The organism is Rhizobium sp. BK376, assembly GCF_004341625.1.
GTDB lineage: Bacteria > Pseudomonadota > Alphaproteobacteria > Rhizobiales > Rhizobiaceae > Rhizobium.
The window spans coordinates 348502-362443 of record NZ_SLZG01000003.1 but is presented as its reverse complement, the minus strand read 5'-3'; the positions used below and the strand labels follow the sequence as shown (position 1 = coordinate 362443).

11 protein-coding genes and 1 tRNA gene are annotated in these 13942 nt (G+C 59.3%); 4 read left to right on the top strand and 8 right to left on the bottom strand.

Annotated features, from left to right (window positions below; genetic code table 11):
* Window positions 1-3: 3 nt before the first annotated feature.
* The 5 genes from pstB to phoR all read right to left on the bottom strand — a co-directional run bounded on the left by pstB (window position 4) and on the right by phoR (window position 6137).
* On the bottom strand, window positions 4-819 hold the full coding sequence (pstB, locus tag EV561_RS10210; protein ID WP_132520935.1) for a phosphate ABC transporter ATP-binding protein PstB: 816 nt from the start codon (window positions 817-819) through the stop codon (window positions 4-6).
* 13 nt (window positions 820-832) lie between these two features.
* Entirely contained in the window at window positions 833-2167 is a 1335-nt protein-coding gene (pstA, locus tag EV561_RS10205; protein WP_132520933.1) for a phosphate ABC transporter permease PstA, read from the bottom strand.
* Window positions 2164-3645 carry a phosphate ABC transporter permease subunit PstC gene (pstC, locus tag EV561_RS10200; protein WP_132520931.1) on the bottom strand — a complete coding sequence of 494 codons (1482 nt, stop codon included), beginning with the start codon at window positions 3643-3645 and terminating at the stop codon, window positions 2164-2166. Before pstC ends, pstA begins: the two co-directional genes overlap by 4 nt.
* A gap of 57 nt (window positions 3646-3702) precedes the next feature.
* Complete coding sequence (locus EV561_RS10195) at window positions 3703-4737, bottom strand: substrate-binding domain-containing protein (protein ID WP_132520929.1); 1035 nt, start codon at window positions 4735-4737, stop codon at window positions 3703-3705.
* 179 nt (window positions 4738-4916) lie between these two features.
* The gene (gene phoR, locus EV561_RS10190) at window positions 4917-6137 is read right to left on the bottom strand and encodes a phosphate regulon sensor histidine kinase PhoR (protein ID WP_132521638.1); all 1221 of its coding nucleotides are present in this window, start codon (window positions 6135-6137) and stop codon (window positions 4917-4919) included.
* A 283-nt stretch (window positions 6138-6420) separates the two neighbouring features.
* On the opposite strand from phoR, the gene ppk2 reads away from it, so the two are divergent.
* Complete coding sequence (gene ppk2, locus EV561_RS10185) at window positions 6421-7317, top strand: polyphosphate kinase 2 (RefSeq protein ID WP_132520927.1); 897 nt, start codon at window positions 6421-6423, stop codon at window positions 7315-7317.
* A gap of 15 nt (window positions 7318-7332) precedes the next feature.
* On the opposite strand, the gene EV561_RS10180 is transcribed toward ppk2, so the two are convergent.
* Window positions 7333-8565, bottom strand: a complete 1233-nt coding sequence (locus EV561_RS10180) for a hypothetical protein (protein ID WP_132520925.1) — start codon at window positions 8563-8565, stop codon at window positions 7333-7335.
* 321 nt (window positions 8566-8886) lie between these two features.
* On the opposite strand from EV561_RS10180, the gene EV561_RS10175 reads away from it, so the two are divergent.
* On the top strand, window positions 8887-9861 hold the full coding sequence (locus EV561_RS10175) for a nitronate monooxygenase family protein (protein ID WP_132520923.1): 975 nt from the start codon (window positions 8887-8889) through the stop codon (window positions 9859-9861).
* Between the two features lie 115 nt (window positions 9862-9976).
* A tRNA-Thr gene (locus EV561_RS10170) sits at window positions 9977-10052 on the top strand.
* Between the two features lie 65 nt (window positions 10053-10117).
* Here EV561_RS10170 and EV561_RS10165 read toward each other — a convergent pair.
* Both EV561_RS10165 and EV561_RS10160 read right to left on the bottom strand, forming a co-directional pair.
* Window positions 10118-10924, bottom strand: coding sequence for a hypothetical protein (locus EV561_RS10165; RefSeq protein ID WP_132520921.1), 807 nt, complete (start codon window positions 10922-10924; stop codon window positions 10118-10120).
* A 424-nt stretch (window positions 10925-11348) separates the two neighbouring features.
* On the bottom strand, window positions 11349-11768 hold the full coding sequence (locus EV561_RS10160; protein WP_132520919.1) for a hypothetical protein: 420 nt from the start codon (window positions 11766-11768) through the stop codon (window positions 11349-11351).
* A 32-nt stretch (window positions 11769-11800) separates the two neighbouring features.
* Between EV561_RS10160 and EV561_RS10155 the strand changes: the two genes are divergently transcribed.
* Complete coding sequence (locus tag EV561_RS10155; protein ID WP_245512639.1) at window positions 11801-13834, top strand: acyltransferase family protein; 2034 nt, start codon at window positions 11801-11803, stop codon at window positions 13832-13834.
* Window positions 13835-13942 lie beyond the last annotated feature (108 nt).

Genomic DNA, 13942 nt, shown 5'->3' with positions numbered 1-13942 from the left:
TCATCAACCGAAACGGCCCATGATGTAGTCCTGCGTGCGCTGATCGTCGGGATTGGTAAACATCTTGTCTGTGTCGTTCTCCTCGACCAATTGGCCGAGATGGAACATTGCGGTGCGTTGCGAAACGCGGGCTGCCTGTTGCATGGAGTGCGTCACGATGACGATCGTGAAATTCTCCCGTAGTTCATGAATGAGTTCCTCCACCTTGGCCGTCGCAATCGGGTCGAGCGCCGAGCACGGCTCGTCCATCAGAATGACCTCGGGACTGACGGCAACCGCGCGGGCGATGCAGAGGCGCTGCTGCTGGCCGCCGGAAAGGCTCGTGCCCGCCTCCAGGAGCCGATCCTTTACCTCACCCCACAGCCCCGCCCTCTGCAGGCTGGTCTCCACGATGTGGTCGAGATCGGCCTTCGACTTGTGAAGGCCGTGAATGCGCGGCCCATAGGCGACGTTTTCGTAGATCGACTTCGGGAACGGATTGGGCCGCTGGAACACCATGCCGACTCGGGCGCGCAGCTCGACGACATCAATCACCGTATCGTAGATGTCCTGATCGTCAAGCGTGATGCGGCCGGTCACCCGGCAATTCTCGATCGTATCGTTCATGCGGTTTAGGCTGCGCAGGAAGGTGGATTTTCCGCAGCCGGAGGGGCCGATCAGCGCCGTCACGGTGTTTTCGCGGATATTGAGGTTCACATCGAAAAGCGCGCGCTTTTCGCCGTAGAAGACAGAAACGTCCTGGCCGATCATCTTGTAGGGGGGAGTGATCATTTTCTGGCTCAGGGGCTTTCCGGCTGCGGTCTTGACCATGGTGTTCATCTTGTCCGCTCTCCTACCACCGGCGCTCGAAACGACGGCGCAACAGGATGGCTCCGATGTTCATCGCGACGAGAAAGATGAGGAGGACGATGATCGCTCCCGACGTCCGTTCGACAAAGGCGCGCTCGGCCTCGTTGGACCACATGTAGATCTGGACCGGCAGCGAAGTCGACGGATCGAGCGGTGACGTGGGATAGCTGGTGACGAAGGCAACCATGCCGATGAGGAGCAGCGGTGCCGTCTCGCCCAGCGCATGCGCCAGGCCAAGGATCGTGCCTGTCAGGATGCCCGGCATGGCGAGCGGCAGCACATGATGAAACACCACCTGCATGCGCGAGGCGCCAAGGCCGAGCGCGGCGCTGCGGATCGACGGCGGCACGGCTCTGAGCGCTGCACGGGTGGCAATGATGATCATCGGCAATGTCATCAGGCTGAGGACGAGCCCTCCGACCAGGGAGGCGGAGCGCGGAAGACCGGCAAAATTGATGAAGACAGAGAGGCCGAGCAGGCCGTAGACGATCGACGGCACGGCGGCGAGATTATTGATGTTCACCTCGATCAGATCGGTGAACCGGTTCCTCGGCGCGAACTCTTCCAGATAGATCGACGTCGCCACGCCGATCGGCAATGCCAGAACCAGTACTGTCGCCATCAGGTAGAGAGAACCGACGAGCGCAACGCCGAGGCCGGCCGATTCAGGGCGGCTCGAATTGCCGGACACGAACAGGCCCGTATTGAAACTTTCGTGCAGCGCGCCATCGGCCGCAAGCTGCTTCATCCAGGCGATCTGCTGGTCGGAGACCTTGCGGTTGCTCTCCGGCACGGTCAGATCGATCTCGCCCTTGTGGGCGGAATCGATGTTCGCACTGGCCAGAAATGTGACTTTCACCGTCTTGCCGACGATCGACGGATCAGCCGTGACTTGGTTGCGCAATTCGACGCGTGCGCTGTCCGAAACCATGTCCGCCGCCTTGCGAACGGCGAGGCGGTTGGAGGGATCGATTGAGAGCGCCTTGAGCAACGCATCGCGCACCAGAAGCGGATAGTTGGCAGCGTTCAGCACATTCGGGTCGCTGGCGCGCGCGTTGCGCGGATCGATCGTCTTCTCGCTGAACTCGATCGGCAATGTGATCGTCGTCTGAACGAAGGCAGTGTAGCCATGCCGCACGATCGAGGAGACGAGAATGATGAGGAAGACCAGCCCGAAGGTGATGGCAGCGATGCCATAGGCGCGGAAACGGCGCTCGGCGGCATAGCGGCGACGCAGGCCTATATCGCGATGCCTGACCGGTCGGGAGAGTGCGCCTGCCCCGTTCGCCGGAGCCGTCGGAGATACGACTTTGCTCATTCGTATTGCTCCCGGTATCTGCGCACGATGTAGAGAGCGTAAACGTTCAGGCACAGGGTCAGGCAAAAGAGGGTGATGCCGAGCGCGAATGCGACAAGGGTCTGCGGCGAGGTGAATTCGAGATCGCCGGTGAGCTGATTCACGATCTTGACCGTGACAGTCGTCATCGGCTCGAACGGGTTGATCTGCATGCGAGCCGCGACACCGGCAGCCAGCACGACGATCATGGTCTCGCCGATCGCGCGCGAGGCGGTCATCAGCAGGGCGCCGACGATGCCCGGCAGCGCGGCGGGCAGGATGATGCGCTTGACGGTCTCGGAACGGGTCGCGCCGAGGCCGAGCGAGCCGTCGCGCAGGGACCGCGGCACCGCCATGATGATGTCGTCTGACAGCGACGACACATAGGGGATCAGCATTACGCCCATGACGAAGCCGGCGGTCAGTACGCTCTGCGCCTCGATGAAATTCGTATAGTCTCCGGTCAGGAAGCCGTTGATGTCGCTGGAGAGGTCCCGCAGGAAGGGGCCGACCGTGACGAGCGCGAAAAAGCCGTAGACGATGGTCGGGATGCCGGCCAACACTTCCAGCATCGGCTTGGCAACCGACCTGACGCGGACCGAGGCATATTCGGCCATGTAGATTGCGGCGAAGAGGCCAATCGGAACCGCCACCACCATCGCGATCAGGCCGATGTAAAGCGTTCCGGCAAGCAGCGGAATGAGGCCGAAGGATCCGACGGAATGGGAGCCGACATCGGCGAAACGGGGGTCCCACAAGGTTCCGAAGAAGAACTGCGATGCCGGGACGAGATTGAAGAAGCGGATCGTCTCCGACAGCATGGAGGCGACAATGCCGACCGTCGTCAGGATTGCGATGGAGGATGCGAGGATCAGGGCGCCCAGGATAACCTGTTCGACACGATTTCGGGCGCGGAAACGCGTATTGACCGACTGCAATCCGTAGGCCGCGCCGCCCAAGGCAATCACAAGCGCAACCACGGCCATGACGACGCGGCTCACAAACCGCAAGTCGTTATATTTCGCCGCGGCGTCGATCATGTAGCCTGTCGGGCGCGCTGCGAGCGGCACGCCTTTCTGCGCCAGGGCCAATTGCAGATCGGTCGTGCCGGCATTGACACCTGCCAGCTGGCGGTCGTCGAGGATCCTGATGCCATGGGCGATCGTCCGCACCATGCCGTAGCTGAGATTGAGCTCTGCCTCCGGCAGGGCCTGCACCTCTTCCGGAAAGGACCTCAGCACCATGGAATCGATGATCTCCGGGCTGATCGACAGCCATGCGCATATCAGCGCAAGCGCCGGCAGCGTCGCCCAGATTGCCGCATAGGCGCCGTGATAGCCGAAACGCGAATGCAATGCCGACGGCCGGCCACCAGCCAGCGATGCCGCTCGCGTTCGTCCAAGGACGAAAGCAGCAGCGCCGATGATCAGCAGCAACAGCAGCAGCAGTGACAGGTTCATTCAAAATCCCCGGCAACGCCGGCGCGGAATTGGAAATCCACGCCGACGCACAATCGTTTACATGATCTTTCCATCCTGGAAGTCCTTGCGAATCTGGTCGCGCTCGGCATCGGGCGCAGGCACCAGCCCGTATTCGGCGAGCGGGCTGTCAGGCCCGATCATCTGGTCGGAAATGAAGAAATCGACATATTCCCTCAGGCCCGGAATGACGCCGAGATGCGCCTTCTTGACGTAGAAGAACAGCGGCCGCGACACCGGATAGGTACCGTTGGCAATGGTTTCGCCCGACGGCACGATGCCGCTGACCGTTGCGACCTTCAGCCTGTCGGCGTTGTTCTGGTAGAAATACAGCCCGAAGACGCCGATACCGTGCTTGTTGGCATCGATGCGAGCCAGGGTCTCAGGATAATCGCCGTCGATGTCGACAGCCGCGCCGTCCTTGCGGACCGCAATGCACTTGGCAGTCTGCTGATCGGGATCTGAAACCGACTGCTTGATGACATCGAGTGCACCGGAATCCTTGCAACCCGCAGCAAGTACCTTCTCTTCGAAGACCTCACGCGTTCCGTGCTTTTCGCCCGGAATGTAAGCCGCAATCTCCATATCCGGCAGAGCCGGATTGATCTCGGACCACTTCTTATAGGGATTTGGAACCAGCTTGCCGTTCACGACCACTTCGGCGGCAAGCGCCTTGTAGAGATCGGTGGGAACGAACTTGATATCGGGATTGCTCTTGTCGAAGGCAAAGACGATGCCGTCATATCCAATCCTGACTTCCTGAATGTCGGCGACGCCAGCAGCCTTGCAGGCCTGCACTTCGCTATCCTTGATCGGGCGGGAGGAATCCGCGATGTCGACGGTATCGGGACCGACACCCTTGCAGAATTCCTTCAGCCCGGCGCCAGAGCCGCCGGATTCGACAACCGGCGTCTTGAAGTTGGGGAAACTCTCGCCAAAGGATTCAGCGACAATCTTGGCATAGGGAAAAACGGTGGACGAACCGGAAACTTGAATTTGATCGCGCGCAACAGCCGTTCCAGACAGGATGGCGGATGCAAGCAACGCTGCAATAGATAACTTTAAGGCATTCATTGAGAATCCCCCGGAGGGCTTGTGTGGCGGCGGCGAACGATAGGATTCGCCTTTCAGCGTCCATCTATTAGCGGTCCAAGCACCGCCCTTTTATGTCAAGCGAATGAAACAATTATGACAAAGCAAGTAATTGAAATATATTAATTAAAATAAAAAGTAGCGCCGTATTTCACAGAGTGTCAGAAGCGTACGGTAAAGACCGTCCCCTTGCCGACCTCGGATTTGACGACGAGGCGGGCGCGATGGCGGGTGAGGATGTGCTTGACGATCGCAAGCCCCAGGCCCGTTCCCTTTTTCGAACGACTGTCCTCGACGCTGACGCGATAGAAACGTTCGGTGAGGCGCGGAACATGCTCCGCCGGGATGCCCGGCCCCTTGTCTGCGACCGACACTTCGACGGCGCCACTCTGCTCCTGGCGCAGGGAAACATCGACGATCTTGCCTTCCTGGCCATATTTGCAGGCATTTTCGATCAGGTTCTCGAATACCTGGACAAGCTCGTCGCGGTCTCCCAACACCTCCACCTTTCCATCCGGTATCTGGAGGGCAATTGTGACGTCGAGATCGGTGGCGAGCGGCAACAGCGAGTCCCTGACATGACCGAGCAGCGGCACGAGATCCACCTTCTGGTCAGGCGCGATATGCGACTTCAATTCAAGGCGCGACAGCGACAGGAGATCGTCGACGAGGCGGCTCATGCGCGTCGTCTGGTCGAACATGATCCCGAGAAAGCGCTCCTGCGCCTTCGCATCGTTGCGGGCCGGTCCTTGGATGGTCTCGATGAAGCCGCGCAATGAGGCGAGCGGCGTTCGCAATTCATGGCTGGCATTGGCGACGAAGTCGGACCGCATGCGATCGATATGGCGCAGCTCGGAGATATCGCGGAAGGACAGCGCAAAGAAGGCGCCGGAGCCGGTATTCGTCCCTGGCAGCCGGATCGGCGCGCTTCGGACAATATAGACGCGTTCGGACGGCAGCCGTTCTGAATGCTCGATCTGGTTCGGCGTATTGGTGACGATGGTTTCGCGAACCATGTCGAGAACACCAGGCGACCGCAGCTTTGCAGAAATATGGGCACCAAGCGAGATGGGGCCGAGCGCCTTTTCGGCAGCCGGATTCTGATGGAGGACCGAGGCATCCCGCCCGAGGACCAGAACGGGGACATCAAGAGCATCGAAGCCGGCGACCACAGGACGCAGCAGGCTTTGAAGATCGATGTGTTCCGGCTCGGCCTGCGCCGGCGCCGGCACCCGCACGACCAGCGGCCGTCGCGCCAATGCAACGAAGATGGTCGCGATCCATATCCAGAGGACCACGCCAACGTCGATCTTTTCGACGAGCGCGAAGATGGCAATCAGCGTCGAAAGGAACAGGATGGCAAACTCCTGCCTCAATCGCATCGCCAGCTTTTTCAGGAATGACGACTCGTCTTCCAAGGGCACCTCGCCGCGTTCCAATCTTGAATCCAAGATTCCGTCTGATAGCGCGGATTCATGACAGAAGTTTTCTTGACTATCCACAGGCGCCAATAATCCGGCTAAGGAATTCCGCGCAAGGGCCATCCGATCCGAAAAAGCCTTGAAAGAAAATATTAATCAGGCTTTTCTTTCACTTAGGTTTTTTTTGCCGCACCCTTGGAACGGCGAAAACCAAGAACAGGACAAAATCGTGCGGGAGGGGGACATGGGATTGGACAGAGAAAGCCGGGCTGTAGAGTTGCATATTCACGGCAAGACGCGAATTTTCGACGTTGATGACCCGGTGCTACCCGATTGGGTGGAGGAAAATGCGGTTTCCTGCGGCGATTACCCCTACAAGAAAAGGCTGAAAGAGGCGGAATATCTGGAGCAACTCGAGGCGCTGCAGGCCGAGCTCGTGAAGGTGCAATTCTGGCTGCAGGCGACAGGCAAGCGGATTCTCGCGCTTTTCGAGGGGCGCGATGCGGCCGGCAAGGGCGGCTCGATTGCGGCGACTGCCTCGCATATGAACCCCCGCCTCGCCCGGATCGTCGCTCTTTCCAAGCCGAGCGACCGGGAAGCCGGACAATGGTATTTCCAGCGCTATGTCGCGCAGTTTCCGACGGCGGGCGAATTCGTGCTCTTCGATCGCTCCTGGTACAACCGCGCCGGTGTCGAGCCCGTCATGGGTTTCTGCACGCCGGAGCAATATGAAATCTTTCTGAAGCAGGCGCCGCAGATCGAGAGGATCATCGAGCACGAAGGCATCTACCTCTTCAAATTCTATCTCGACATCGGCCGGGAGATGCAGATCAAGCGCTTTCACGATCGTCGCCACGATCCGCGTGCCGTCTGGAAGCTCTCCTCGATGGATATCGCAGCCCTCTCGAAATGGGACGATTACGGCAAAAAACGCGATCGCATGCTGGAAGAGACCCACACTAAATATGCGCCGTGGATCGTGGTCAGGGCGAACGACAAGCGCCGCGCCCGGCTCAACCTCATCCGCCATCTCTTGAGCGGGCTGCACTACGAGGGCAAGGATGAAGCCGCCATCGGCGAAATCGACGACAAGATCATCATGCTTGGGCCGGATTTTCTGAAGGAAGTCTGCAAGGATTGAGGGGACGAAACCGACTTACTCGCCCGGGAGCACCCTGATCGCATAGACATTGACGCCGCTGCCCTTGCCATCGACATTGCTGTTGATGATCAGCTTGCCTGCCGAAGCGCTGGCCGAGGCCTGACTAAGACGGACCTGAAACAGCGCATCCGACTTCAACCGCGTGACATCGAAACGATGGCGGCCGCAGCCGCCGAGCGACTGGAAGTCGCATTCGACCGTTATCTGGCTCGGCGTGTCCGAGGTCGCCTGCAAGGTCAGCGCGATCGTCGAGGCCTTGCCGGCCATCTGCTGCACGACATTTGCCGGCACCTCGATTACGGCATCGCCGTCCGCGCCGCTCGCACTGGAGGTTATACGGACCGCAGGGCCTTCGTTTTCGGAGACGTTTTCCGCCTTCGACTGACCTCCGGCGGCAACTTTCTGGGCGTCGGTCGGTTTGAAAATCTCGATCCATTCGTTCGAGAACGTATCCTGCGGGTCGATCGTCGCCAGACCCGAGTTACCGGTGCCCGGGCTTGAATCGGAATCGTCGTTGCCGTCATAATCCTCCGCCTCGACATGCGCCGGAGGATTGCGGACACTGGTGTCGCGCTCCGCCGCCGTCATCAGCACGCCCGAGGTTTTCACCCACCAGGCGCCCATGCCGAGCGCTGCCACCACGATGCAGAAGACCAGGAGGCGCGAAAAGAACTTGCGCGGCTTGCGCCGCACCACCGCTCGCTCCGGCTTGAAATTCATCGAGCGTGCGGCTGCCGGCATCGCATCCGGCTCCCCTTCGGGCGCTTCGACACCGAGGTGATCGCCAGGCCCGGCGCGAACATCGTCGAGATCTGCGTCCGATGTCTCATGCTCGGCGAAAGCCGGCTCCCGTCGTGTCTCGCCCTGCACGGCCGGACCAGCCTCAACGACCGGTTCGCTGCGCGACGGCGGCTGAACCTCCCGGGGCTGACTCTGGGGCTGGGGCTGCGGTGGGGCCGCGGGACGGGTGGGCGGTCGAAGCGCGCCAGCATCCGGCGGCACCACGCTCGCCTGGAGACGCATGCGCTCTTCGCCCTCGATCGACCTTATCGTCGCTTCCAGACGCTGGCGCTGGCCCGAAATGATATCGGTGTCGGTAATATCCTGCTTTCTGAGCCCTGCCTCGAGCGCCTGGCGCGCCGACTGATAGATGCGGGCGCGGATTTCCGGATTGGCGCGATCGGATCGCTGTAGCGCGTTTCTGATAGCCGTTTCTAATCCGCTCACGTCCGATCCTCTACTCTAACTCTTACCGCAGGCCTAATCTTTACCAATGCCTAACCAAATTCGGTAACGTCTGGTCCGACGATGCGCAAGCCTTGCCGGAAATCTGCCGTCACTCCGACGGGGATAAATGCGCATGACGGCACAATATGGAAAATAGTCGTGGAGGGAACGGCAGCAATGCTCTCAATGGGCGATGTTGCAGAATAGCCTCGAATGATCGGATGCAGGTCGGGCGGTCGCCGGCTTCCTGCGCCGTCTTTCCCGTCCGACTTATATCTGCTAGTGCTCTAACGTTTCCGTAAACGTCAAACATGGTGATAAATGGCCCTTCCCCCGATCCTGAAAACCCATCTCAGGCTGCCGGTCGTGGCCTCGCCACTCTTCATCATATCCCATCCCGAACTGACGCTCGCCCAATGCAAGGCTGGCGTGATCGGTGCCTTTCCGGCCCTCAACGCCCGGCCGGAAAGCCAGCTCGACGAGTGGCTGGCCGAGATCACCGAGGAACTGGTCGCCCACAATGCGGCCAATCCTGATCGCCCGGCAGCCCCTTTTGCCGTCAACCAGATCGTTCACACATCCAACAAGCGGCTCGAGCACGATCTTGGTCTCTGCGTCAAATATAAGGTGCCGATCGTCGTCTCGTCGCTGGGAGCGGTTCCGGAGGTGAATGCGGCCGTCCATTCCTATGGCGGCATCGTGCTGCACGACGTCATCAACAATCGCCACGCCAATTCCGCAATCCGCAAGGGGGCCGATGGGCTGATCGCGGTGGCGGCCGGTGCCGGCGGCCATGCCGGAACGCTCTCCCCTTTCGCGCTGGTGCAGGAAATCCGCGAATGGTTCGACGGGCCGCTGCTGCTTGCCGGCGCGATTGCCAGCGGCGGCGCGATCCTTGCCGCCCAGGCGATGGGCGCCGACATGGCCTATATCGGCTCGCCCTTCATCGCGACCGAGGAGGCGCGTGCCGCCGATGCCTACAAGCAGGCGATCGTCGAAGCGAATGCCGGCGAGATCGTCTATTCCAACTATTTCACCGGCGTGCACGGAAACTACCTGAAAACCTCGATCCGCGCCGCCGGCCTCGACCCCGAGGCCCTGCCGCAGGCCGATCCTTCGAAGATGGATTTTGAGCAGGCAACAGGCAGCGCCAAAGCCTGGAAGGATATCTGGGGCGCCGGCCAGGGCATCGGCAGGGTCAAGGCCGTAGAGCCGGTCAGCACCCTCGTCGACCGCCTGGAACGCGAATACCGGCAGGCTCGTTTTCGGCTATCGCTCCAGGGACAGGACAGTTGATCATCCACAGCGGCACGCTTTTTTGCCGACCCCTCAAGAGAGCGCTTGAAATCTCCCCGCATTGACTGTATCAGCGCCATGCAAATCGCCGGGCCGATCAAATCAGCCCCGAAATGCCGCTTTAGCTCAGGTGGTAGAGCACATCATTCGTAATGATGGGGTCGCAGGTTCGAGTCCTGCAAGCGGCACCAGCTTTTCAAACCAGATAATTGAACCCTCGCTTCAGCTCACTCTCGTGTCCCAGCGAGAAGCTCAGTTAATCATCAGATCCACTGAAAACGTTTCCTGGTTCGTCGTTATAGGAAAAAGTCTTGGTTATGATGCCTGATGTCAGCGCTTCGGCGTTTCGAACGTAGTAGAGGCCTTGCGGGGTCGCTAATCCCATCATAGCGAACACGGCCTGGTGGTTGACGCCCATTTCGTCAAGATAAGAGGACAGATACTCATTAAGGGCCGGAGACGGATCAGTGGAAATTTCGTCGAGGTTTCGATGGCCTGGATTCGCCAGACTCGTAACTAGGAGTCCGTTGGTTATTTGGTGAACGCCGATGGACGAGTTCACTGCTGCTGCGCGAACCGCCCCTCCTGCCAATGCAAAGGGACAGGCCGAAAAGCAATACGCGCCGCCTGAATGAACTTCACCGGTCGAGGGCCCAGCTTTCGCAATCTTCTCGGGACAACGAGGCTGCATCATCGGGCAGCCCTCCAACTGCGTTCTTCCGACGGCCGTTTCCAAGCCTGCAGCGCGTATTATGCGCCCTATCGAAAGAGCTGCGTCTACATCTCCACCCATCGACTGGAACACAACCGGCGGCTTCCGTCCTTTGAGGCGTTTCAGGAGCTTGTTGAGACTCTTGGGCGATTCCGCGGTTATTTTGCCTTCTGCGGATATCCATTGAATGCATGCCGGCAGGCAACTGTGGTTGTGGACGAGCACGAAATCCATCGGGCGCGCTTCTAGCGATTGCTGGGCTGCTGCGGCCGCTGTGTTTCCAATCGCGATCAGAAGGATAGCGGAAATAACAACGCAAACGACTGCGAGAGAATTAAGGCGAATCGACAATGAATGCCCCCATAAGTAGCAGGCAATTTCTATTGTCTGGCAGCGTTACACACAAGCAGCCAGCAATTATCAACAGTTAGCAGTCAAGGAAGAACCCAAGCCTCGATTTCTGACTCGTTTACAATGTACTATGTCATTATTGACTCTCCGCGAAGTCGTGAAAATAGTCGGCAAGCCCATAAGGATAAAATACTTTGCAAATGAATATTTTTGTCCGTCGTGCCGCCATTATGCGGTCAGATTCTCAATTGGAGCGATGTTTCTACTCACAGGTTGCGCGAGCACTTCGTACACGGCCACCGCAAAATCCGGTCAAAAGACGTTTCTGGGTCTTGCAATAGCTATGAACGAGGGCTGCCAGTCTGGAGGCGCTTCTTATCCTGAAACCCCCGTGTACCCACAACACGGTCAGCTCAGCTTTGAGCTAAATGAAAGCCGCTTCAAGAACGGCATTGACGGGCAGTTCCGAGCTTGCGCGGGTCGAAAGGTTAATGGTGCCGGAGTTTATTACCGCTCCGACCCTGGCTTTGCGGGATCTGACCGACTGGTCGTCAGAACATCCGACCGTGCAAACCACGAAATAAAGATCAAGGTCGTCAAATAATTTCGGCTTGGAGACGATGGTGCCCTTCAAGGACACAACCGCCCTGGCGGAGATGGTGACGGAGAGCGGGCTGCCACCAAAAACGGCCCTGGCACTTATGCCCGATAGAGGCTCTGGGTCGCTGTCCTCTCGCGCCTCCGCTCCAGGACTCGGCGACATCGCCGTTGCCGGCATAAGTGGGCGGTGACCAAAATCGATTTGGTCGAAGCCGGGCGAAATTTCACCAAGATGTTCAGGCACGCCGAAATTTCTTCCTTTCAAAGGGTTTCAAGTTGAATATCGAATACCCCCGCCGATCGATTTCCGGCGCATCACGGCCAGGCATGCCCTACCGGGCTGATATCGACGGTCTAAGAGCAATCGCCATTCTGCCCGTCGTCTTCTACCATGCCGGAATTTCAGGCTTTGGCGGCGGGTTCGTCGGTGTCGACGTCTTCTTCGTGATCTCCGGTTTCCTGATGGCGGGCCTGATCGGGGGAGAACTCGAACGCAACGAATTCAGCCTGATACGCTTTTACGAGCGTCGCATCCGGCGGATTTTCCCAGCGCTGTTTGCGGTGATGATTGCATGTGCGGTCGCTGCCTGGCTGCTGCTGATGCCGGTCGAGATGGAGTATTTCGCGCGCAGCCTGAAGGCGGCGGCAATGTTCGGTTCGAACTTCCAGTTCGAAAAGGAAACCGGATATTTCGACATCGCGGCGCAGACGAAGCCTCTGCTGCATACCTGGTCACTCGCCGTCGAAGAGCAGTTCTATATCCTCTTCCCGCTGCTTCTTATCACAATCCATCGGTTCGCGCCCCGGCGGCTGACCGCTGTTTTGGTGATCCTGTTCGTGGCCTCGCTGGTGGCCAGCGCCTGGATGGTCGAGCGCTCCCAGAGTGCCGCCTTCTATCTGCTTCCGTTCCGGGCGTGGGAATTGCTGCTGGGATCGCTGGTCGCTGTCAATCCGCTGCCGCAGAGGATTGCCGACCTGCCGAAAGAGGCTCTGGTGGCCCTTGGCCTGGCGCTGATCGCCGTTGCGGTATTCGGGTTCGACGACCGCATGGCTTTTCCCGGTATCGCGGCACTGTTGCCCTGCCTTGGAGCGGCACTCGTTATCCAGTTCGGGAATGGCAGCCAGGTGACTGCGAAACTGCTGCGCTTTCCGCCGCTGGTGTCAGTGGGCCTGATCTCCTATTCCCTCTATCTCTGGCATTGGCCGCTGATCGTCTTCACAAGAATGCTGGACGGTCATTCGCTCGATATAGCAAAGACCATCCTCGTCGTCCTTGGCTCGATTGCGATTGCGGCTCTATCCTGGGCCTTCATCGAGCGCCCGTTCCGGGGAAGCCGAAGCCATATTGGACGGAAGTCCGTCTTTGGCGGCGCGATCGTGGTTGCCGTCGGAGCAGTCATTCTCGGCAATACCGTCGTCCATATGAAGGGTATTCCCGGCCGCCTGCCTGACAACGTTCAAAAGATATACTCGGCGACGTATGACGCAGGACCGTATGGCGTCTCGCCCTGCTTTATCGATGACAATGGCGGTCCATCGATTTCCGATATTCGTGCAGGCAAGCTTTGCAATGTCGGCGCCCAGTCATCGCAAGACCCGGCCTTCGTCGTCTGGGGCGACTCGCATTCCGGCGCAATGGCCCCGGCGATCGGCGTTGCCGCTCGCGATGCCGGCGTTTCCGGACTGTTTGCCGGGCATGCGTCGTGTCCGCCGCTTCCGCGCGTCCCGCTTTCAGCGCGTGGTGATACCGAGCGATGCGGGGCATTCAACGATGCGGTCAAGGACCTGATCCTGTCCCGGCACATTCCGCTCGTTTTCCTGGCGGCCTACTGGCCGAAATACATCCACGACGCCGAACTGCCAAACGAAGGCGTTTATTTCGATCCCTCCGTTCCGCCGCCGCTGACAGACAAGTCGGCCCCGATCAAGGCGGCCTTGTCGCGCCTGCTGAATGACCTGAAGAAGGCCGGAACCCGCGTCATTCTCGTTCACGATGTTCCGGAGATGGGCCACTACATTCCGGAAGCCGCGGCCAAGGCGGCCATGGAAGGAACGTCAACCGATCTCGCACCGCCCTGGGACTATGTAAGCAAGAGGCAGGCGCTTTCCCGCGAAGTCCTGACTCAACTCGCGCAAACCTATAATGCGGAGATCGTCGATCCGCTGCCTGCCTTCTGCGCCAACCAGCATTGCGATGCGCTGCGCAACGGTGTGCCGCTCTACAAGGACGCGGATCACATTACCGCTACCACGTCGGCGAGCATCGCCTATCTGTTCCGTCAGGCATTCCAACCTCTGCAGCGGCGGTGACTGAGTGGGCCGGATTGAGGTCACGGAAGATCGTTCGAAAGAATGTTTCGACGCAGCCTCAGCCCGCCTTGCATTTGCCCTTTCAACATAGTTCAGTGCCGCCATATG